Origin of the sequence: Methanocaldococcus bathoardescens (assembly GCF_000739065.1) — an archaeon.
Classification (GTDB): Archaea; AGJL01; Methanococci; order Methanococcales; family Methanocaldococcaceae; genus Methanocaldococcus; species Methanocaldococcus bathoardescens.
Genome location: NZ_CP009149.1, coordinates 682,536 through 704,615, shown reverse-complemented (window position 1 = coordinate 704,615; position 22,080 = coordinate 682,536). Strand labels below are relative to the sequence as shown.

Here is a 22,080-nt window from a genome sequence, read left to right as displayed (position 1 = left end):
TGTCTATGAAAGATGAAATAGAGGTTATAGGTTTTGATGATGCCCCCTTTAATAGAACAGATAAAGAGTGTATTTTGATAGGCACATACATGAGAGGGAATAGAATAATAGATGGCATTTATTTTAGAAAATTTAAGAAGGATGGAATGGATGTTACAGAGAAGATAATAGATATCATTAAAGAAAAGCATTATAAAAAAATAAAAGCAATTTTTTTATCTGGAATAACTTTTGGGGGATTTAATATAGCTGATTTATGGGAAATAAATAGAGAGACAAAAAAACCAGTTATCGTTGTTATTGATAAGTATCCAAATAAAGAGAAGATGTTTTCAGCCCTTAAAAAATACTTTGATGATGCAGATGAAAGGATAAAGCTTATAAACAGCTTTCCAGAACCAGAAAGAATGGACAATATTTATATTCAGTATGTTGGGACTAATAGAGATTTTGTTGAGAATATCATTAAAAAAACAAAGCTTAAAAGTAAAATTCCAGAGTGTTTGAGAATATCTCATTTAATTGGTAGAGGATTTTTAGGATTGAAGTAAAATAATTTGAATAGGACTTTCGCAGGAATAAAATGATTTATTGCACATTGACATCCTTCGGATGTCTAAGTTCTAAAATTAATAATATAAACTGCGAAAGTCCTATTGAATATTCAATGACTGTAGTCATTTGGAAGCTTGACCTTATATGAAAACAGATTTTATTCAAAGAGTCCAAATGCTCTCTTATAACATTCTAAAGCATCCTCAATTTTTCCTAATTTTTCAAGAGCCACTGCTTTACCATGCCAAGCATATACATTATTAGGACTAATTTCTAATACTTTATCAAACCACTCTACCGCCTTTTCATATTTCCCTAATTTGTTTAGAACAACCCCATAATAAACGTAAAGTAATGAGCTATTAGGGTTTAATTTTAATGCTTTTTCGATGTATTCTTTGGCCTCGGTTATTCTTCCAAGGAAAATTAAAATTTGTATAACATGCAGTAATGCACGAATATCTTTTTCATTTTTCTTAATTATCTTTTTAAAGCATTCTAATGCCTCCCTAAACTTTCCAAGTTCAAATAATATTTCTCCTTTATATAGTAAAGAAAGATAATCTTTAGGGTTCACTTCTAAAGCTTTCTCAAAACATTCTAACGCTTCCTTGAGTTTTCCTTCACTATATAGTATTTCTCCTTTTTCAGCCCAAGCAATAGCTGAGTTTGGATAATCTTCGAACATAGTCTCAAGGATTTTTAACGCTTCATCAAACTCTCCAAGTCTCATTAATATGGTAGCGGTTATACATTTAGCACCTATATTAGATTCCTGTTTATCTAACTCTAATAATTTCAAAAATACTTCTTTTGATTCTTTTAATCTACCTAAACTCATTAATAAAACTCCTTTTAAAAAATATGCTCTACTATAGTCTGGTTTTAATTTTAATGCCTTATCCAAACATTCTAATGCCTCGTCATACTTTCCTAATGATTTTAATAATCTTGCTTTTCTTACATAAAAATCTGGAGTTTTTTAATCTCTAAAAGTTCATCCAGTATAGAAATGGCCTTTTCATAATCTTTTTTTCCAACAACTTCTAAATATTTCTTCCATAAATTGTTTTTATCATTAGTTTTCATAAGAACCACTCATTTATGAATAATAAAATAAAATTTATTATCGTTAAATTATTACCTAATTATTATCTGTATCATGATATTTATTATTTAGGTTAGTTATTACCTACTCTTAACAGCTTTTCTTATTTTTCAAAATATTGAATAACTATGTAAAAGCATGCTTTTAATTATTTTATAACTTCACAAAATTGTTTAGGGTGTAAATATATTTTCTTTTAGAGAATTTTTCTTTTATCAAACCACAGAATATTAATTTATGCAATTCATTGTAAAACTCTTTTGGTGAAATGCCATGTTCTTTAGCAATCTCTAAAAACTTTCCTTTCCCAATTATTGTTTCATGCTCTTTCAAAATATCAATTAACTTACTCTCAACCTTCATATCTAACTCTTTTAAGATTTTATTTATCCTATCCTTTATATTGTTCTCTTTAAGCTTTTTAATTTTTTCTTTTGGTGCATATATTGAGATGTTCCACAACCTCATCTCAGATGGTTTTAAGCTCTGAGCTAATGGGGAAACTTCATCTAATCTCTTAACACCTTCATCTGAGATTATATAGACGTTATGCTCTTCCATTTTAGGAATTGGATAGATGTCAATAAATATATCGCATCCAAATTCTTCATAAAACCTACTTTCCAATGATAATATTTGTTTTTCATCTAAATTAACAAAAATCCATTTTTCTATTGGATTTAAATCAAAATAGCTGTATGTTATGAGATTTTTATAAAGATTTCTTCTGTCTATTCTTTCCATCAAATAGTTGTTAGAGTTTCTTAAAAATGAAACTAACGCAATATCATCCATATCAGCCAAATCTTTTATATTTAAATTTCTATCTTTTATTTCTTTTATCACTGCCCTCTTCATCATCGTATCTGCTATTCTAACTGTTGGATGCATATAAACAGCTGAATACATTTGATGTCTCGCTACCAATAACGATTCAATTGCCTGAATTCCTTTCTTTAATATTCCAATTTTAATTTTCCCAAAACTTTCGAAGGTTGTTATACTCCTTAAAATTCTTGGTAAATCAATCATTCCATAGGCAGTTCCTGTGTGGTAGCTATCTCTCAACAAATAATCCATTCTATCGGCATCAACATCTCCAGAAATTATCTTCCCTTCTAAATTTTTCCTACTTAAAGTTTTAATTATCTCATTTTTTGAAAAATTATCCAAATCCATGTATTTAATTTTCTTTCTGCCAAAAGCTTCATGGCTGTATCCGCAAATTTCCAATGTGTGAGAAAATGGGGGATGTCCAATATCGTGTAATAAAGCAGAAACTCTTGTAAGCTCAACATCTGCATTAATTTTCTCTGCTATTTTTGAGGCAATAAACATAGTTCCTAAAGAATGTTCAAACCTTGTATGATTTGCAGAGGGATAAACTAAGTATGTTAAACCTGTTTGTTTTATATTTCTCAATCTCTGAAATTCCTCACTATCAACAATCTTTAATTCATTTTCATCCAAATATATGTCTTTATGGATAGAATCTCTAATAACCTTCATCTTCTCCCAAAATTTTTATTTATCTTTTATCTTTTAATTCTCTTTATTTTAACTAACTTTTTGTTCTTTTTATTTTTATCTTTTTTCTGCTTTTTCTTCTTTTCCATCTGCTCCACAATCCACTTATAAATAATTCCTTTATATCCAACCATTTTAAATCCTTCTAATGCCTTTTCCCAATTTTCCTCCTCCCTATATAAGCAGATAGCTTTTTGAATCTTTTTCTCTTTATAGGTGTAAGGAACATAAACTTTCTCGTTAGTTATTGGATTTATGCCAGTGTGATACATTGTAGTTGATAGAGCCATAGGAGTTGGGGTGAAAACTTGCACTTGCCTTGAATAACAGTTATTTTTATGGATGAATTCTGCTAACTCAATCATCTCTTTAATAGAGCAATTTGGATGGGCAATAAGCCAATATGGCAAAACTTCTTTTATTCCTCTAACTTTTTCAGCTATTTCTCTATATTTCTCTAAAAATTTTTTAAATAACCTTCCATCAGGTTTTTGAATTGCCCTACAAACTTTTTTAGAGATGTGTTCAGGAGCTACTTTCAACCTTCCAGAGACGTGATATTTAGAGAGTTCTTTTATATACTCCTCACCATATTCTTCATCATACATTATTAAATCATACCTAACCCCACTTCTAACATAAACTCTAACCTCGTCTCCAACAATATCTCTAATTTTCCTATAGAGCTTAATTAGTGGTTTGTGGTTTATGATTAAATTTTCACATGGCTCTGGATAGAGGCAATTTTTTGGACATTTATGAGCTATTCCTTTTTTACATCCCATTCTATACATATTTGCTGTTGGAGCTCCAATATCTTGAATAACTCCTTTAAAATCTTCATGATTTAATAATCTTCTAATTTCCTTTAAGATGCTTTTCTCACTCCTATTTTGAATAACCTTACCTTGATGATGTAGGATTGAGCAAAAAGAGCAACCTCCAAAGCATCCTCTATGTGTTACGACTGAAAACTGAACTGGGACAATTCCTGGGACATAAGAATAAGAAGGATGAGCTTTTCTTTCAAATGGCATCTCATATATTTCATCCATTTCCTTTTCAGTTAAATAAATTGGTGGAAATTGAACTAAATATTGATTTCCAACTTTTTGATAAATAACTTTATCCATTGTCATTAACTTCCTATGCATTTCAGCGTATTTTTCTTTGCTATCCACAACTTCTTCATGAGATGGAAGCTCTTTAACTTCATATCTTTCCTTTATATCCTCTAACTTTTTTTTATTAACTCTAATTACAGTTCCATTTATTTCTAAATCTTTTATGCTCTCTCCACTTTCTAATGCTTTAGTTATTGATAAAATGCTCTTTTCTCCCATCCCATACATTAAAATATCTGCCTTTGAATCAATTAAAACACTCTTCCTAACTTTATTGTCCCAATAATCGTAGTGAGAAAATCTCCTCAAAGAAGCTTCAATCCCACCTAAAGCTATAGGAATACCTTTAAATGCCCTTTTTATTAAATTAGTATAAACAATTGTAGCCCTATCTGGCCTCTTTCTTATCCCTTCATTAGACATTGAGTCAAAATCTCTTAATCTCTTTTGTGGTGTGTAGTGAGCTAACATACTATCCAAATTCCCAGCAGTTACAGCAAAAAAGTAATTCGGCTTCCCTAATCTTTTTATATCATCTAAATTTTTCCAATCTGGTTGTGCAATAATCCCAACTCTATAACCATGCTCAACCAAATACCTCCCAACAACAGAAGCTCCAAATAAATAATGGTCGACATAAGCATCTCCTGTAACAATAATAACATCCAATTCTTCCCATCCCCATTCATCCATCTCTTCTTTAGTAGTTGGCAAAAACATAAAATATCACTTCAAAAATGCTTGTAAATTATAATAATAAGCAAACATTAAAATAGGTTTACAATATTGTTTGTGGTTATAAAACTTATAAAATAAAAATAAAAAAAGAAAATTGAAAGATTAGGGATTTAGATTACTTCTCTACCTTCTTCTTTTTTCTTTTCAACTGATGTGGCTCTTCCATATTCTTGAGCTAACTTTTCATAAACTCTCATGTCTTCCTTACTTACTGATGGTTTAATCTTTTCAAGAGCTTTCATGAAGTGTTCTTTCTTAATTTTGACATCTTTTGTTGAAACTCTTAATCTTATGCTTTCAATATCCTTTAATATGTTCTTGAGCTCATCCAATGATGTTGTGAATCTGTGTATGATATTTTGTGTTGTTTTGATTATCTCATCAATCTCTTCAGCTGAAACTTGCTGTGACAAGCTTCCTAACTTGTTCTCTAATTCGTAGATGTTGTCTATCATTTCTTTTAACTTGCCTAATATGTCCTTTAAGTATTTTGCTAACTTATTAGCTTCATCTTTCTCTGATGGTTTTAAGTCCTCTTTGTTTATAATTTCAAGGAAGTTATCAACTTCTTTCTCTACAGCTTCAATTTTCTCCTTAGCTGGTGATAACACATTAATTATCCTTCCAACAGCATTCTTTAACTCACTAAACTCTCCTGCTTCAGCAGATTCTCTCTCTTTTGTAGCTTTAATGACACTGTTTAACTCTACAGCCGCTCCTCTGAATGTTCCTGAAATGCTCTGCAAGTAGTTGATTAAATCTCTTAAAGCTGTCTCAATTCCCCATGGTTTTCCTATATTCTCTCTAACTGCTAACATTGCTGCTTCTCTACACAATGCCTCTATATCAGCTCCAGTGTATCCTTCAGTCTTCTTAGCTAACTCTTCTAAGTTGACATCCTCGGCTAAGTTCATACCTCTTGTGTGTATCTTGAATATATCCAATCTTGCCTTTTCATCTGGAACTGGGACTAATATAACTCTATCTAATCTTCCTGGTCTCAATAAAGCTGGGTCAATGATATCTGGTCTATTTGTTGCAGCAATAACAACAACATCCTTTGGTTCTTCCATTCCATCCAATTCAGTTAATAATTGGTTGACAACTTTATCAGTAACTGCTGAACTTAAATCTCTACCTCTCTTTGGTGCTATAGCATCAATCTCATCGAAGAATATTATACATGGTGCTGACTGTCTTGCTTTTCTGAATATCTCTCTTATTGCCTTTTCACTTTCCCCTACCCACTTACTGAAGATTTCTGGCCCCTTAACGCTTATGAAGTTTGCTCCACTTTCGTTAGCTACAGCCTTAGCTAATAATGTCTTACCTGTTCCTGGTGGTCCAAATAGCAATACTCCCTTAGGTGGTCTAACTCCTATTTTTTCAAATACTTCCTTAGCTTTTAAAGGCCATTCTACTGCCTCTCTTAATTCTTGCTTAACCTCCTCTAATCCTCCGATATCTTCCCACTTAACATTTGGAACTTCAACTAAAACCTCTCTCATTGCTGATGGCTCAACATCCTTCAATGCCTCTTTGAAGTCATCCATTGTGACTTTTAAGTTATCTAAAACTTCTTTTGGAATCTCTTCTGCCTCTAAGTCAATACTTGGCAATACTCTTCTCAATGCCCTCATTGCTGCCTCTTTACATAAAGCTGCTAAATCAGCCCCAACAAATCCATGTGTTACATCTGCTAAGTAATCTAAATCAACATCTTCAGCTAATGGCATGTTTCTTGTGTGTATTTGCAAGATTTCTTTTCTACCTTCTCTATCTGGAACTCCAATAACAATCTCTCTATCAAATCTTCCTGGTCTTCTTAAAGCTGGGTCTAATGCATTTGGTCTGTTAGTAGCTCCAATAACAACAACTTGTCCTCTTCCTTTCAATCCATCCATTAAGGTTAAGAGCTGAGCAACTAATCTTCTCTCAACTTCTCCTGTAGCTTCATCTCTTTTAGGGGCTATAGCGTCAATTTCATCAATGAATATTATACTTGGAGCATTCTCTTCAGCTTCTTCAAATATCTTTCTTAAATTCTCTTCTGTTTCTCCAACATATTTGCTCATTATTTCTGGACCATTAATTACATAGAAGTTTGCTCCAGCTTCGTTAGCAACTGCTTTAGCCAATAATGTCTTACCAGTTCCTGGTGGTCCAACTAATAAAACTCCCTTAGGTGGTTCAATTCCTAACTTTTCAAACAACTCTGGATGTCTCATTGGAAGCTCTATCATCTCTCTAACTTTCTTAACTTCCTCTTTCAAACCACCAATATCTTCATATGTAACATCTGGAATCTTAGTTTCTTTAATTTCACTAACTGGCTCTTCTTTCAACTCAACGTGTGTAAAGTCAGTTACTCTAACAGGTCCTGCTGGTGATGTATTAACAACAACAAATGTTAAAGCAGTCCCTAAAACTCCAATGGTAACTTTTAAACCTTTACTTAAAACTTGCCCCATTATCTTTCTCTTAACAAAGTCTTCAAATCCAGGACCAAATCTAATTGGTTGAGTTGGGGCTAAAACTACTTTCTTTGCTTCTTTAAGCTCTACTTTTTTAACTTTTACTCTATCTCCAATAGCTACTCCAGCATTCTGCCTTAAGTAACCATCAATTCTAATAATTCCTTTTCCAGCATCTTCTAAGAAACCTCTATAAACTATAGCGTAAGCTTTCCCCTTAGTTCCTTCAATTTCAATAACATCCCCTGGTTTTAAGCCGAGTTCTTCCATTGTATAAGGGTCTATTCTTGCAATACCCCTCCCGACATCTCCTTGATATGCTTCAGCGACTTTTAGCTCTTTAACCATTACAAATCCCCCCATTTTGTATTTTTATATAATAATTTTCTTACTGGAAATAATATACCGTTGAAGTTCTATATAAACTTTTTGGTTTTGTTCATACTAATGACATAACTATGCACAATTATTTATTTTCAGGAATATCTAATATATGGAACTGATAGACTCTTGTAAATCCACAGTTTCTGCATCTAACAATCATCTTTGTCTCTGTTATTGCAATATCCTGTATAGTTTCTTTTTTACAGTTAAAGCAAACAGCAGTTTTCTCTAAAAACCATGGCTCATATTTATGCTTTTTCTTTTTTTCTTCTTCAATTATGCTTTCATCTTCAATCCCCACTCTTCTTAAAATATAATACCTTGTAGCACCACAATTAGAACACTTAACAAACGCCTGATTTGTATAAATCTCTATTATCTGGTCTACTTCTTTCTTACAGTTAAAACATACCGCTAATTTTTTTAACTCCCATTTTTCCATAAAACCACCAAATATTGGATTCCCCCACTCAGCACCAATACATTAAAAATATCTATAACTACACTATATATAACCGTTTCCCACTCCCATGGCATTTTATAGCATTTAATATCGTATTGTATTAAATCTAAAATATGGGAGTAGATTGTCCTCAACCCATAGCTTCATCGAAAACACCGTTTCCTTAGCTATGGGCTCATTGGACTTTTGGGGACAACGGAAAACCCCCCAAGCTCTTTTTATCAGATTAAAAACAGCTATAACATCCCTATCAGCATAAAATCCACATTCGAAACAATACATGACTCTCGAAGGCAGAGCCCTCTCATCGATTAACCTATAAAGTTGAGCTAATTTACTACCACAATTTGGACATAAGACAGAAGTATAGGATGGATTTACCTCAACAACTTTAACTCCAAACTCTAAGCATTTATTTTTTAAATAACTTAAAAATTTCTTAGCTGAAATGTTATGCAATTTATGTTTTATCTTTTTAAATGATTTTTTAGCTATATTTTGGTTAAAATAAGATGATAAATCTTCGATAACTAAAACAGCATCTTTATCTCTAAGCTCTTTAGCTATTTTGTTAGCTAATTTTTTTAACTTATCCTCTCTGATATTTTTTAATCGATTACCAAATTTTTTAAGCAAAATAAATCCCTTCCTCTTTAACGGCTTATCTTGTTTGTGAATTCCTTCATAAGAAAATTTTTCTTGGATATTAGACATAATGTTAGAATACTTTTCAGTTAATTTTCCTAAATTTGTATTTATAGTATTTATCTCTTCGAAACTACCATAAGTAATGTTATCCAAATTAAAATCTAACGCATAAACAGTTTTAAAACTATCATTGATTGTTATTTTCTTTTCTAACGGAATTAAAATCGTTGCAGTTCCATCTTCTTTGTTTATTCTCAATTTAAACCCTGCTTTTACCTTCCAGCCATTATCTAATAGTTTAAAAAATTGTTTGTGAGGTTTTAGAGGAATAACTATCCTACCATTCGAAGTTGATAACCTCATAATTAGAGTTTTCTTTCCTTCTTTATTAGTAGAAAATAGTTTTTCTATATTAGTTTTAAAATCTTTATAATTAAATAAAACGTCATCTAACCAGAGACTGTCAAGTTATCGATAGTATCCAGTTATAGAACATCATGAAGCTTTTTATCCAACTGATAACTGTATCGAACTTACTATTATTTGGGAATCTGTTGGAGAATGTTTTTGTTCTTCGTTTGAGTAGTGAGAAGAAGCTTTCTACATAATTTCTCAGTCCGAATCGGACTCTTTCAAATTTTAAGCCCAACTTCTGCAATGCCCACGGATACCATTTTCCACCATCGACTAAAATCTTGGGCTTATTCGAGCAAAATTTTAATATACTCCTAACGAATAATATAGTATCGAGGTAATTTCTTGTTTTTGATATATAAACTCCCAAGCATTCCTTCGATTCAACGTCAATAGCAGACCATACGTAAATATTCTTATCTCCGACCTTTAGTTTAGTCTCGTCGATTGCAATTAACCTTCTTACAGTCTTCTCAGGCTTGTTTAAAACCTCTTTAATCTTGTGATAATAAACTCTAACTGACTCGTGGCTTATACTTTCGAATTGGGAGAGAAATAAACTCGTCTTCCTCAACGATAACCCGAGGTAGTATAAAAGCCCTGCTAAGATTTTAACTTCTATCGACTTCCTATTCCTCTTAAAAAGCTTCTTCTCTTCGATTCTCTCCTTTATTACATCTATTGCGAGCTTCATATTTACTATTTTTTATCGACATATTGATAAAAATTTAACCTGACAGTCTCTCTAACCATAAGGAAATGTTTTTTATCAATGGCTTTGAAGTGTAAGACTTATTTTTCTTTTTCATGGATATAAAGCTTTTTATTCTTGTAGAAGCATCTTTGGAAGCAGTATGGATATAGTGAGTTGGCAATTTCGGAAATTTGGATTTTATGCTTTCATAAATGCCTTCTCTAATCTTTATAAAGCTTTTCTTCTTATTTCTTAAGCCATAATCTAATGCAATAGATAAAACTTCTTTATATATTTCTATTGTATTCCCTAAGATTTTTATTTTCGTTCTTGTTAAAGGTCTACTTTTCAATACTACAGTTTTGGTTAATTTGATAGTTTCGGGCATGATAAGTATTTTATAGGTTGTTTGTTTTTATAATTTTTCATGTAATTAATTATGAGGGAAAATTATGATATGCAGTTGTGGAAATGAAGCATTTTATTATCAAAGATATTCAAACAAGTATTTATGCAAAGAGTGCTTTAAAAAAGATATTGAAAGAAGAGCTAAAAAAGTTTTAGGAAAGGATATTATAAGAAATAATGTTAAAATAGGTATTGGGATTAGTGGTGGGAAGGATAGCTTAGTTATGGCATGTATTTTAAAAAAGCTCTTTAAGCATATCCCAAACGCTAAGCTAATTTGTTTTTTCGTTGATGAGGGAATAAAGGGATTTAGAGAAAAAGCTAAAGAATATATTAAAGAGTTTTGTGAAGAGCAAGGATTAGAGTTGAAGATTATAAAATTTGAAGATGAAATTGGCTATACTTTAGATGAAATTGTAAAAAATGATTACTTAAGTGAATTAAATATTGGAAGGCCATGTTCTTTTTGTGGAGTTGTTAGAAGGTATTTGTTAAATAAACATGCATTAAAAGAAGGCTGTGATTATTTAGCTATAGGGCATAATTTGGATGATTTCTGCCAAACAATTTTGATGAACTATGTTGAAGGAAATGTAAAAAATATTATTCAGTTTGGTAAAGAATTTGAAGGAGAAGGGTTTGTTAAGAGGATTAAACCTCTAAAATTAATCCCTGAAGATGAAGTTAGGTTGTATGCTGATATAAACAATATAAAGTATCAAAAAGAGCCCTGCCCTTACTCATCTCTATCTTATAGGCATAGAATGAAGAAGGTAATTAAAGTTTTAGAGGAAGATAAACCAGGAGTTAAGTTTAGCATACTAAGAGGTTATGAAAAGCTCTTGAAATATATGGATGTTAAAGAAGAGGTTAAAAGATGCGAGATTTGTGGATTTCCATGTAGTGGAAATATTTGTAAGGTATGTTCATGGCTCATAAAATTGAAAGAAATTAGTAAAAGTGAGTAAATAATTCTAAATAAATTTCAATTTAATTTTTTGGTGGTAATTTATGATAGGAGATTATGAGAGATTTAAAAAACTTAAAAAAAAGGTTGCCGAAGCATTGAACATTAGTGAAGAAGAATTGGATGAAATGATTAAAGAAAAAATTAAAGAATTTGGAGGGATATTGTTAAAAGATGCCGCTTTAATGATGATTGCAAAAGAACATGGTATTGATATTGACAAAAAAGAAGAGGAAGAGTTTTTAATTAAAGATATTGAAGAGGGGCAGATAAATGTTGAAATAACTGGGGTTGTTACAGATGTTTCTGATGTAAAAACATTTACAAGGAAAGATGGAACTGAGGGAAGATATAGGAAGATAACTATCGCTGACAAATCTGGAACAATTGGTATGACTTTGTGGGATGATTTAGCTGAGATAGATATTAAAGTTGGAGAGGTATTAAAAATAAAAAGAGCAAGGGCAAGAAAGTGGGGAGATAGATTAGAGCTTAGCTCAACATCCGAAACAAAGATTGAAAAATTAGAGAACTATGAAGGAGAACTTCCAGAGATTAAAGATATATATGATATTGGTGAGCTAAGCCCAGGGATGACAGCAACATTTGAAGGAGAAGTTATTTCAGCTTTACCAATAAAAGAATTTAAAAAGGCAGATGGTAGTTTAGGAAGATTAAAATCATTTATTGTTAAAGATGAAACAGGAAGTATAAGAGTTACCTTATGGGATGAGCTAACAGATATTGATGTTGGTAGAGGAGATTATGTTAGAGTTAGAGGATATGTAAGAAATGGCTACTATGGAGGGTTGGAATGCACAGCAAGTAATGTAGAGATATTGAAAAAAGGAGAGAAAATAGAGAGTGAGGAAATAAATGTTGATGATTTACCAAAATATGAAGATGGAGAATTGGTTACAGTTAAAGGTAGAGTTATAGCTATAAGCAGTAAAAGAAGTGTAGATTTGGATGGAGAGATAGCAAAAGTTCAGGATGTTTTGTTAGATAATGGCACTGGTAGAGTTAGAGTTTCGTTTTGGAGGGGTAAAACTGCTTTATTAGAAAATATAAAAGAAGGAGATTTGGTGAGAATAACAAACTGTAGAGTGAAGACATACTATGATAGAGAAGGGAATAAAAGGGCTGATTTAGTGGCAACTGCTGATACTGAAGTTGTTAAAGATGAGAGCATTGAAGCCCCAGAGTATGAGCTAAAATACTGCAAAATTGAAGATATCTATAACAGAGACGTTGATTGGAACGATATAAATTTAATAGCCCAAGTTGTTGAAGATTATGGCATTAATGAAATTGAATTTGAGAATGGCATTAGAAAAGTAAGGAATTTAATTTTAGAGGATGGAACTGGAAGAATAAGGTTGAGTTTATGGGATGATTTAGCTGAGATAGAAATTAGAGAGGGAGATATTATAGAAATTTTACATGCCTATGCCAAGGAGAGAGGAGATTATATAGATTTAGTTCTTGGAAAGTATGGAAGAATAATTATAAATCCAGAAGGGGTTGAAATAAAGAGTAATAGAAAGTTTATAGCCGATATTGAAGATGGGGAAACAGTTGAAGTTAGAGGAGCTGTTGTTAAAATATTGAGCGACAATCTTTTCCTTTATCTATGCCCAAATTGTAAAAAGAGGGTTGTGGAGATTGATGGAATCTATAACTGCCCTATTTGTGGAGATGTTGAACCAGAGGAAATTTTGAGATTAAATTTTGTTGTAGATGATGGAACAGGAACTTTATTGTGTAGGGCTTATGATAGAAGAGTTGAGAAGATGTTAAAAATGAGGAGAGAAGAGTTAAAAAATCTAAGTATAGAAATGGTAGAGGATGAGATTTTAGGGGAAGAATTTGTTCTATATGGAAATGTTAGGGTAGAGAATGATGAGTTGATTATAGTTGTTAGAAGAATTGGCTATGTAGATGTTGAGAAAGAAATAAAAATATTGGAGGAGATGGAATATAGTCAATCATCAAACTAAATTATTTATTAAGGCACGGTATAAACCCCTACTGGGTTTTATAAATTCCTTATAATTAACAAACATTTGATGATTGACTATAACAAAAAATAAATAAGCATAAGTCAATATTATAACCAAAAATTTTACGGTGATGTGATGATTGTTGAGAGAGTTGAAGAGTATTTAGACAGAATAGAAAAAATTAATAAAGATATTAACGCATTAATAGAAGTGAATCCAGATAGAGTTTTAGAGGAAGCAAAAAAATTGGAAAAAGATGAAAAAGCTAAGAAAAAGCCATTATATGGAAAGATTATTGCAGTTAAAGCAAACATAAACGTTGAGGGCTATACAATATCATGTGCATCAAAGACTTTGGAAAATTACATTGCCCCTTACGATGCTACCGTTATAGAGAAGATTAAAGAAAACGGTGGATTGATAATAGGAATAGCAAATATGGATGAGTTTGCATGTGGTAGCTCTGGAGAAACCTCCTATTATGGTCCAACAAAAAACCCTAAAGCAGAGGATAGAATTCCTGGAGGAAGTTCTTCAGGAAGTGCTGCTGCAGTAGCTGCAGATTTGTGTGATATGGCTTTGGGTAGTGATACAGGAGGAAGTATTAGAAACCCTGCTTCACATTGCGGAGTTGTTGGATTTAAGCCAAGTTATGGAGTTGTTAGCAGATATGGTTTATGTGATTTGGCAATGAGTTTTGACCAAATAGGGCCTTTAACAAAAACAGCTGAAGACGCTTTATTATTAACAAATATCATTAAAGGAAAAGATTTTAGAGACACAACAACAGTAGAAACAAAAGAATTTGAGAAGAGAGACATCAAAGGCTTTAAAGTTGGAGTTGTTAAAGAATTTATGGAAGTTGCTGATGAGAAGATAAGAGATAAGATAGAGAAAGGTATTGAAGTCTTTAAAGATTTAGGATGTGAGATTGTTGAATTAAGCTATAAATATGTTGATTTAGCTCTACCAACTTACTATTTAATTAACTACGTTGAGTTCTTCTCATCCACAAGAAGATATGATGGAAGAAGATATGGATATAAAATAGAAGAAGTTTGTGGAGAGGAGGTTTTAAGAAGAATTATGATTGGTTCAATGATTAGCCAAAAAGAGTATAGCGGTAAATATTACAAAAACGCTTTAAGAGCAAGGAATTTAATGAAAAATGAGATGATTAAGATTATGAAGGATGTTGATATCATTGTTTCCCCAACAGTTCCTAAGTTACCACACAAATTAGGAGAAAAATTAACACCAATGGAAATGTATAGTTATGATGTCTTAACAGTTCCAGCCAATATCTGCGGTTTGTGTGCTGGAGTAGTTCCATGTGGAGATATAAATGGCATTCCAGTTGGATTGCAAATTCAAGGAAAGCCATTTGAAGATGAAAAGGTTTTAAGTGCAATGATTGCATTTGAAAAAGCAATGCAATAATTAAAAATATTAGTGTTAAATCTACAATATTTTTAATATTTCTTTGACGAATTTTTATTTTTATATTTAAGTTTAAGTTCTAAATCCAAATGGAAATATTTTTATATACTTCAATAACATAAGTTTTTTAAATTTGGATTTATTATATTTGTGAGGAGGGAACATGCGAGTTCCTATACACTATTCTAATATTAACATAAGTATATACACTATTCTAATATTAACTGCATTTTTGGGATTAATGTCAGAGAGTTTTGCAGAAACTAATGCATATAACATTACTATAAAAAATGCAAGCAGTGGAGAAGTTTTATATCATAAAATAATACCTAAGGGAAAGCAATTCTATGATAATAAAACTAATGGAAATGTCCATATAATTATAAATTATACTCCTCCTTCTAATCCTGATACTAATGCAGGATATGCTCATACCTATAAAACTTCTGATGGTAATATAATTGTAAATGTTTCCATTGAAGGAGATAGCTTTAATTATAAAAGTACAAGTTATGGTATATACTTAAAAATTACACCAATAACCTACGACTTTAGTTCACCTTCATCATCACCTTCATCAACAAAAGCTCCAATCCCATTAAACGTTTATTTAATTACAACTGCTTTCTTTACCTATATCCTATATAGAAAATCAAAAAATTTAACTTAAAGCCCTGCGAAATCTTCTAAAACAACCATATTCTTTTTTGTGTTATAAACAAAATAACTTTTTGGAGATGGATTTACAACTATTGTTTTTCCAATTTTGTCTATACATCTGCTTTCATGAATATGTCCGCAAGCACAGAATATTATATTTTCGTTAAAATCTTCAATTATCTTTCTAATGCTTTTACTTCCAACGTGAATATCTTTGTCTAAATCAACAATATCAGCCATTGTATTGTATGGAGGAGCATGGCTAACTAAAAATATGTTTTTTAAGTTTTTAGCCACATTTATAAGCTTATTATATATCTCTTCTTCAGTGTATTCATTTGGAGTGTTAAAGGGAGTTTTATTACTTCCCCCTATTCCAACAAAATTTATATTGTCTATCTTTTTCACTTTTCCATCTATATTTAATCTAAAGCTATTTAACTCATCTATAACTTCTTTAGTATCACAATTTCCTGGAACGCATAGAACTTCCATATAATCTGATAACTCAGCTAATTTCTCTATAACTTCAATCCCTTTACCAAAGTGTGTTATATCCCCACAAACAACCAAAACATCAGCAAAATCTTTAAATTCTCTAACTGCTGGAGGAAGTTTTCCATGCAAATCAGTAATTCCTACAATTTTCATAATTTCACCATTTTATCTTATTTTTTAAGCTTTTGAAATTTTTAGTTTAATTTTTTAAGCATCCATAAACCACTTTTATCAGATTGAGAAAATTTTCCACACATAATAAAAATTTAAATAGCTTAACATTAAAATTATTATGTGGAGGTGGGAGCATGATAACATGGTATGGACATGCATGCTTTAAAGTAGATAATGTTTTAATAGACCCATTTGTTCCAAATCCTTTATGTAATTTGCCTTATGATGAGATAATGAATGGAGTTGATGTAATAGCAGTAACTCATGGCCATGCAGATCACTTAGGAAATGCTGAAGAGTTAGCTAAAACCTACAATGTTCCAGTAGTAACGAACCATGAGATTAGTGTCTATTTATCAGAAAGAGGAGTTTGTGCAGAAGGAATGAACATTGGAGGAACTATTGAAATAAATGGAGCAAAATTAACAATGGTTAAAGCAGAACACTCATCAGATATAGCACCAAATATAAGTGGGGGAGTTGCTGCTGGATTTATTATAAATGATAGAGTGTATCATGCAGGAGATACTGGTTTATTTGGAGATATGGAACTAATTGGAGAGATTTATGCCCCACAAATAGCTTTATTGCCAATAGGTGGAAGATATACAATGGGAATAGATGAGGCGTTAGTAGCTATTGAGCTAATATATCCAGAAATAGTTATTCCAATGCACTACAACACTTTCCCATTAATTGAAGTTGATGTAAATGAGTTTGTAAAAAAAGCAGAAGCATTGGGAGTTGAGGTTATAGTTCCAAAGATTGGTGAGCCATTAGATTTATAAATCTCATTATTTTTCGAATTTTAAAAATTTTATCTATTTTATTTAATTTATACATAAAGTAAAAGTAAATATTGATGGTGGTTTTGGATGAATATTGTTCAATCATATATTACTGATGAAAAAGGAAATATCAAAGGAGTTATTTTAGATTATAAGACATTTAAAAACTGACAGTGTGGTTATGGTATTCCTTTCTTTATTAGTTCTTTACAACACTCTTTAACAACTTCATAAAACGATAGCCCATATTTGTAGCTTAAGTATTCGATGCAGTTTGAGACTATCGCCATAAGTCTAATGAATCCGATATTACTTTTTTCAGATGTTAAGTAATTCCCTTCAACTTCTAAAATCGATTTATCCCTTTTATGTTTTTCTTCTATCTTTGGTCTCTTCATATACTCGATTATAATATTCTCTATCTTCTTTTTATAGTTTGTAGAGACCAAGTACTTAGGTTTTTTCTGATTTTCCATTAGCACTGCAACGATTTTAACCCTACCAACATTTGGAATATTTACAATTCTATCGGATAATTTGAACTCTACTTTATTAATCGTCCTTAATTTGGACTTTCTATTTTGAAAATCCTTTTCGAACAACTCTTCCACTTTAACCTTCTTACCGAAAAACTCGATTATAATGTTTTTCCTAAGTTTGCCAATGTATTCGATTCCTAATTCCTTACACTTCTTTAGAATTTTCTTTGTTGTGATAAAAGTGTCTCCCATAACCCTCCTGATATTAGTTCGGGATAAGAATTTGATGATTTCAATAAATATGTTTGTGGATTTTTTGTTAAGTGGTTTTATTGTAGTGTGAATAGTATAAATCCCTTTTTTTCGTGATAGATACAGCAGTTTATTTGCTCTTGATATAGTTTGCTATGATTTTCGATGTAATTGTATCTAATACTACAACCATAAACGTTTTCACTCCATCTTCTTAATAATGTTGAATCGATTATTGCAGTGTATTTAAATCTATTGTCGTTCAAAATGTCGGGAAGGTTTAATAATTGAGTGTATAAGTAAAACTCTTCTTCGGAGAATTTTTGCAAGTTTTTAACGAGGGTTGTTCTGTGGATTTTTGAAATATTCTCTGAAAATGCTTTGATGGTTTTTATCGGCGTTAATGTTCTAACTAACGCAAACTTGGATAATTCTTCCGAACAGTTAAATCCTAAACTATTTATAGAATTAGTGAGTATATTATTAAGTGCAGATAGCATATTGGATGCACCGTTTTTTAACGAGATATTTAACTACTACCTATTTCTATTTTTCGATTTTAAAGATAATATTGTTAAATCACAGTATCAGTTAAAAAAATTGAAGAGTTGTTATTAGATTATGGGCTTTTAAAAGCTATGGAAGAGGTTGAGGATGAGAAGAGTCTGATTTAGAAATAGCTAAAAAATTGTTATAATAGTGAAATAATCAATATTTAAAAATTTTATCTAAAAATTCCAAGAAGAATTTTTTAGGTGAATAATATTATGAAATTCAAAATGCCATTATCGACATTTTATAAATATGTCCTTAGTGGTTTTATACTATATCCAATATTTGCTCTAATAATGGGAATTTTTGTAATGTATATGGGCAAATTTTTTAATGTTAATATACAATTTAACGTATATACAATCCAGTTTTATATTACCTCATTTTGTTTGGGAATTTTATTTGGTGCAAGGTATTCTAAAAAGAAAGTGGATACCTTCCTTAAATATGATAACGGGATGTATGTTGTAGTAGATCTGGAACAAAGAATGAAATATGTGAAAATTTTAATGATAGCGATATTTTCAATTTCAGTAGCTTGTGCAATAATTACAAGTGTTCTATTATTTGACAAAGTAACAATGTCAATAATAGTATTTAGTGCTGTATATCTTCCAGCCAGTATTTTTGGAATACTATTTGGAGAATCGTTGGTTGTATTTTATGAAGTTAACAAGTGGAAATATAGCCAATCTTTAGATTGAAGATTTTTATAGACATTATTTTATATCTCTTAACATGGATTTTATGTGTTCAATTAACTCAAGAGCATCATCCATCTTTTTTAACTCTTCAATACTAACAACAGGCAGATTTTTATATTCCTTCTCTTTTTCTTCCAATATTAATAGTGAATATCCATCCAATAACCTTGATAATTCTCTAACAAATAACGCCTTTCTCTTTACTTCTTCACTACCTTTTTCTTCAATATTTGTTAATAGGATATTTAGATTGTTATCCATATCCTTCTCAGCTACAGCATCAAATGGAGCTTTTTCAACAACAAATGATTTAAACCCTAATTCGTTTAGAAAATTTATCGCCTCTTTCTTAAAATCTTCTAAATTCTCTAATTTATTTTCAACATCTTCATCATTAACAGGTTCAAATAAATCAATGCCTTTAACTAATGGTACATCTAAGAACTCTTCAATTTTTATAGCTACATCAACCGAAGGATTTGCCATCTGCGTCTCATATTTATAGATTGCCTTTCTTGAAACACCTGCAATCTCTGCCAATTTTCCAACAGATATTCCCATAGCTTCTCTAACTTCTTTCAAAACCTTTCCATCTATCTTTACAAAGAATCCACCTCTATTTGCATAAACCACTGGGGGGCTTCCTTCTAAATAATCCCTAAACGTTTCAAAGGTTACTGCTTTTATATTGTATCTGTCATAAACAACCCCATGCTCCATAGGGGCGTTTCTTGTCCTAATTCCTATTATTAGAGGAGTTCCATGTAATATTTTACTAATCTTCTTCAACTCTTTTGACTGCTCTCTACTCAAACTATCAATATTTTTTAAAATCTTTAAAATCAATCTAATATCATCCCTACTTGCAACCATATCAAAGCAACTTCTACCTAATGGTTTTGAAACTGTAAATTTATGAGCCCTTAATAATTCTATACATTCGGATATTAAAATCTCTCTCATACTCATCACCATAGAACCTTCTAATCTAAATCCTCATAATATTTATTTTTTACGGTTTGTATTTTTTATATTATTAACTTTACCAATATAAAGCTTTTCTACCAAAAATAGAACTTATATTCATTTATGATGAACTATCAATTAATAATGTGAGCAAAGCACACACTAATATAAAAGAGTTTCTACTTAATCTTTATGCATATTCTTTATATAATGAAATTATCCAACTAAAAGTATGTCCATGTGGGAGGATGCCAGAGCATATTCTCTCAGGAATAAAGGCAATAGTGGCAATGAAATTAAGAAGAAAAGGGCTTATTCAGAGAGAAATAGCAAAAATTATTAAGAGTGATAGGTCAATTGTCTCTCATTATCTCTCTGGAAGGTATCCGAAAGAAAAAATCTTAAATGTTGCAAAAATTATTGAAGAGATACCACCAAAATATGGAGCTAAGCTCATTCATTCTTTAACTGATGATAAAGAGCTTGCAAAGAGCTTAATAAAAGAGCTATATGGCATAAAACTTTTATGGGATGAAAATTCCTGCATAGCTTGCGGCTCTTGTTTGGTGTGTGTGGCACTCACACTTGATGATTTCACCATTAACATAGATGAAAATGCCTGCTGTCTATGTGCATCTTGCATATTCAGATGTCCTACAAACTCATTAAAATTTGTGAGGGAGAATTATGATTGAGCAAGTAAAAGAAGTCTATGAAAATGGATTTACCATATATAGAGATGGGGAAGTAGAAAAAAGAGAGTTGTTTTGGAATGATGATTCCTGTGTAGGTTGTGGTATCTGTGCTGATATCTGTCCAGTAAGTGCTATAGCTATGGGACCTTTAGGAGCTATAGCTAAAGGAGATATAATAGCACCAAAATTAGATATTGATAAGGATAAATGTGTTTTGTGTGGAATGTGTGCTTCAGCATGTCCATTTGATGCTATGGACTTAAAAATTAATGGAAAATCAATAAAAGAAGATGAAAGATACCCAAAAATTAAGAGAGATATTAAGGTTTATCAAGACAAGTGTGTTTTGTGTGAGCAGTGTGAGATGGTTTGTCCTCAGTCAGCAATAGAAGTTGAAAGAACATTGGCAGAAAGAAAGAAGTTCGTTATTGGTGAAATAAATATAAACAAAGAGAAATGTGTTTTGTGTGGAATTTGTGCTGAATACTGTCCAGCAGATGCTATAAACTTAAAATACAACTACCCAACACCAACAAATCCAAAACCAATAACTGATATCGACGTTGATAGAGATAAGTGTGTCTACTGTAAGGTTTGTGAATTCGTTTGTCCACACGATGCCATTGAAGTTATCTGTTACAAGTGTCCAATGATGAAGAGAATTCCTCAAGCAAAATTATATGATGATATTAACGGAAAAACAGTTGTTGATAAAGATGCATGTGTAACCTGTGGATGGTGTGCTTTCATTTGCCCTGCAGAAGCTATTGAAGTTGAGAAGCCATTCAAGGGAGAGTTAATAATTGATGTTGATGCATGTAACGCTTGTGGAGCATGTGTTGCTATATGTCCATGTAGTGCCTTAGAATTCCCAGCACCAAAAGACAAGGCAGAAAAAGTTCCAAGAATTATTGTCAATCAAAACCTCTGTGTTTTATGTGGAGCATGTACTAAGGCATGTCCAGTTAATGCTATAAAAGTTAAGAGAACAGAAATTAACTTTGAAAGAGAACCAAAGGCAATTGCATGGAAAAAGGCATTTGAAAAGTTAATGGGATAAATAAAAAACATATAAAAATTAAAAATCATTGAAAGGTGAGGAAATGAAAGCTTATGAGTTGGTTGTTTATCCAGAAAGATGTCATGGATGTGGAAACTGTGTTGTCTCTTGCCCAGTAAACGCTAAACATCCAGAGACATGGGGAGGTAAAGGGCCATACAGTGATGAAGTAGTTATTAGAGTTGAGAATGGAGTAGTTACAGTAGTTAATCAAGATTTATGTGGTGGATGTGGAGCTTGTATAGAAGCATGTCCAGTTAACGCTATAGAATTAGTTTTTAAAAGAAAATAAACCACAATTGGTG

The 22,080-nt window shown here is 31.4% G+C and carries 24 protein-coding genes; 11 read left to right on the top strand and 13 right to left on the bottom strand.

Annotation, left to right across the window (positions count from 1 at the left end):
* Positions 1-5 precede the first annotated feature (5 nt).
* A complete protein-coding gene (locus JH146_RS03540; RefSeq protein ID WP_048201714.1) occupies positions 6-551 on the top strand; it encodes an endonuclease dU in 546 nt (181 codons plus the stop codon).
* Between the two features lie 161 nt (positions 552-712).
* Here the strand turns inward: JH146_RS03540 and JH146_RS03535 are convergent, their stop codons facing one another.
* The 9 genes from JH146_RS03535 to JH146_RS03500 form a co-directional block, all read right to left on the bottom strand.
* Positions 713-1,462: a tetratricopeptide repeat protein gene (locus JH146_RS03535; RefSeq protein WP_236953685.1), complete on the bottom strand. Its 750-nt coding sequence runs from the start codon at positions 1,460-1,462 to the stop codon at positions 713-715.
* 53 nt (positions 1,463-1,515) lie between these two features.
* The gene (locus JH146_RS08910; protein WP_257719650.1) at positions 1,516-1,644 is read right to left on the bottom strand and encodes a hypothetical protein; all 129 of its coding nucleotides are present in this window, start codon (positions 1,642-1,644) and stop codon (positions 1,516-1,518) included.
* Between the two features lie 172 nt (positions 1,645-1,816).
* The gene (locus JH146_RS03530) at positions 1,817-3,172 is read right to left on the bottom strand and encodes an HD domain-containing protein (RefSeq protein WP_048201713.1); all 1,356 of its coding nucleotides are present in this window, start codon (positions 3,170-3,172) and stop codon (positions 1,817-1,819) included.
* A 26-nt stretch (positions 3,173-3,198) separates the two neighbouring features.
* Positions 3,199-5,034, bottom strand: a complete 1,836-nt coding sequence (locus tag JH146_RS03525; RefSeq protein WP_048201712.1) for a YgiQ family radical SAM protein — start codon at positions 5,032-5,034, stop codon at positions 3,199-3,201.
* 128 nt (positions 5,035-5,162) lie between these two features.
* Positions 5,163-7,874 carry a CDC48 family AAA ATPase gene (locus JH146_RS03520; protein WP_048201711.1) on the bottom strand — a complete coding sequence of 904 codons (2,712 nt, stop codon included), beginning with the start codon at positions 7,872-7,874 and terminating at the stop codon, positions 5,163-5,165.
* 118 nt (positions 7,875-7,992) lie between these two features.
* Positions 7,993-8,352 carry a hypothetical protein gene (locus JH146_RS03515; protein ID WP_048201710.1) on the bottom strand — a complete coding sequence of 120 codons (360 nt, stop codon included), beginning with the start codon at positions 8,350-8,352 and terminating at the stop codon, positions 7,993-7,995.
* Between the two features lie 105 nt (positions 8,353-8,457).
* A complete protein-coding gene (locus JH146_RS03510) occupies positions 8,458-9,384 on the bottom strand; it encodes an RNA-guided endonuclease TnpB family protein (protein ID WP_052352073.1) in 927 nt (308 codons plus the stop codon).
* Positions 9,385-9,484: 100 nt separating this feature from the next.
* Positions 9,485-10,129 carry an IS6 family transposase gene (locus JH146_RS03505; protein WP_048201709.1) on the bottom strand — a complete coding sequence of 215 codons (645 nt, stop codon included), beginning with the start codon at positions 10,127-10,129 and terminating at the stop codon, positions 9,485-9,487.
* Between the two features lie 34 nt (positions 10,130-10,163).
* Positions 10,164-10,481 carry a hypothetical protein gene (locus JH146_RS03500; RefSeq protein ID WP_048201708.1) on the bottom strand — a complete coding sequence of 106 codons (318 nt, stop codon included), beginning with the start codon at positions 10,479-10,481 and terminating at the stop codon, positions 10,164-10,166.
* Positions 10,482-10,581: 100 nt separating this feature from the next.
* Between JH146_RS03500 and JH146_RS03495 the strand changes: the two genes are divergently transcribed.
* The 4 genes from JH146_RS03495 to JH146_RS03480 all read left to right on the top strand — a co-directional run bounded on the left by JH146_RS03495 (position 10,582) and on the right by JH146_RS03480 (position 15,617).
* Positions 10,582-11,505, top strand: coding sequence for a TIGR00269 family protein (locus JH146_RS03495; protein WP_048201707.1), 924 nt, complete (start codon positions 10,582-10,584; stop codon positions 11,503-11,505).
* Positions 11,506-11,548: 43 nt separating this feature from the next.
* A complete protein-coding gene (gene rpa / locus JH146_RS03490) occupies positions 11,549-13,504 on the top strand; it encodes a single-strand DNA-binding protein Rpa (protein ID WP_048201706.1) in 1,956 nt (651 codons plus the stop codon).
* Between the two features lie 138 nt (positions 13,505-13,642).
* Entirely contained in the window at positions 13,643-14,947 is a 1,305-nt protein-coding gene (gene gatA / locus JH146_RS03485; RefSeq protein WP_048201705.1) for an Asp-tRNA(Asn)/Glu-tRNA(Gln) amidotransferase subunit GatA, read from the top strand.
* Between the two features lie 163 nt (positions 14,948-15,110).
* A complete protein-coding gene (locus JH146_RS03480; protein WP_153232492.1) occupies positions 15,111-15,617 on the top strand; it encodes a hypothetical protein in 507 nt (168 codons plus the stop codon).
* Here the strand turns inward: JH146_RS03480 and JH146_RS03475 are convergent.
* Complete coding sequence (locus JH146_RS03475) at positions 15,614-16,258, bottom strand: metallophosphoesterase (RefSeq protein ID WP_048201704.1); 645 nt, start codon at positions 16,256-16,258, stop codon at positions 15,614-15,616. The genes JH146_RS03480 and JH146_RS03475 overlap by 4 nt on opposite strands.
* Before the next feature lie 155 nt (positions 16,259-16,413).
* Between JH146_RS03475 and JH146_RS03470 the strand changes: the two genes are divergently transcribed.
* Entirely contained in the window at positions 16,414-17,067 is a 654-nt protein-coding gene (locus JH146_RS03470; protein WP_048201703.1) for a metal-dependent hydrolase, read from the top strand.
* 179 nt (positions 17,068-17,246) lie between these two features.
* On the opposite strand, the gene JH146_RS08635 is transcribed toward JH146_RS03470, so the two are convergent.
* Positions 17,247-17,798, bottom strand: a complete 552-nt coding sequence (locus tag JH146_RS08635; RefSeq protein WP_236953683.1) for a hypothetical protein — start codon at positions 17,796-17,798, stop codon at positions 17,247-17,249.
* A 77-nt stretch (positions 17,799-17,875) separates the two neighbouring features.
* On the bottom strand, positions 17,876-18,298 hold the full coding sequence (locus JH146_RS08565) for a hypothetical protein (protein WP_081874501.1): 423 nt from the start codon (positions 18,296-18,298) through the stop codon (positions 17,876-17,878).
* 108 nt (positions 18,299-18,406) lie between these two features.
* Between JH146_RS08565 and JH146_RS08915 the strand changes: the two genes are divergently transcribed.
* On the top strand, positions 18,407-18,472 hold the full coding sequence (locus JH146_RS08915; RefSeq protein ID WP_394296461.1) for a hypothetical protein: 66 nt from the start codon (positions 18,407-18,409) through the stop codon (positions 18,470-18,472).
* Between the two features lie 93 nt (positions 18,473-18,565).
* A complete protein-coding gene (locus JH146_RS03455; RefSeq protein WP_048201702.1) occupies positions 18,566-19,054 on the top strand; it encodes a hypothetical protein in 489 nt (162 codons plus the stop codon).
* A gap of 15 nt (positions 19,055-19,069) precedes the next feature.
* On the opposite strand, the gene JH146_RS03450 is transcribed toward JH146_RS03455, so the two are convergent.
* On the bottom strand, positions 19,070-20,017 hold the full coding sequence (locus tag JH146_RS03450) for a transcriptional regulator (protein ID WP_048201701.1): 948 nt from the start codon (positions 20,015-20,017) through the stop codon (positions 19,070-19,072).
* Between the two features lie 251 nt (positions 20,018-20,268).
* On the opposite strand from JH146_RS03450, the gene JH146_RS03445 reads away from it, so the two are divergent.
* The 3 genes from JH146_RS03445 to JH146_RS03435 are packed head-to-tail and all read left to right on the top strand — an operon-like array spanning position 20,269 to position 22,067.
* Positions 20,269-20,715 carry a (4Fe-4S)-binding protein gene (locus JH146_RS03445; RefSeq protein ID WP_048201700.1) on the top strand — a complete coding sequence of 149 codons (447 nt, stop codon included), beginning with the start codon at positions 20,269-20,271 and terminating at the stop codon, positions 20,713-20,715.
* Complete coding sequence (gene fwdF, locus JH146_RS03440) at positions 20,708-21,775, top strand: tungsten-dependent formylmethanofuran dehydrogenase subunit FwdF (protein ID WP_048201699.1); 1,068 nt, start codon at positions 20,708-20,710, stop codon at positions 21,773-21,775. Before JH146_RS03445 ends, fwdF begins: the two co-directional genes overlap by 8 nt.
* 43 nt (positions 21,776-21,818) lie before the next feature.
* Complete coding sequence (locus JH146_RS03435) at positions 21,819-22,067, top strand: ATP-binding protein (RefSeq protein ID WP_048201698.1); 249 nt, start codon at positions 21,819-21,821, stop codon at positions 22,065-22,067.
* Positions 22,068-22,080: the final 13 nt, after the last annotated feature.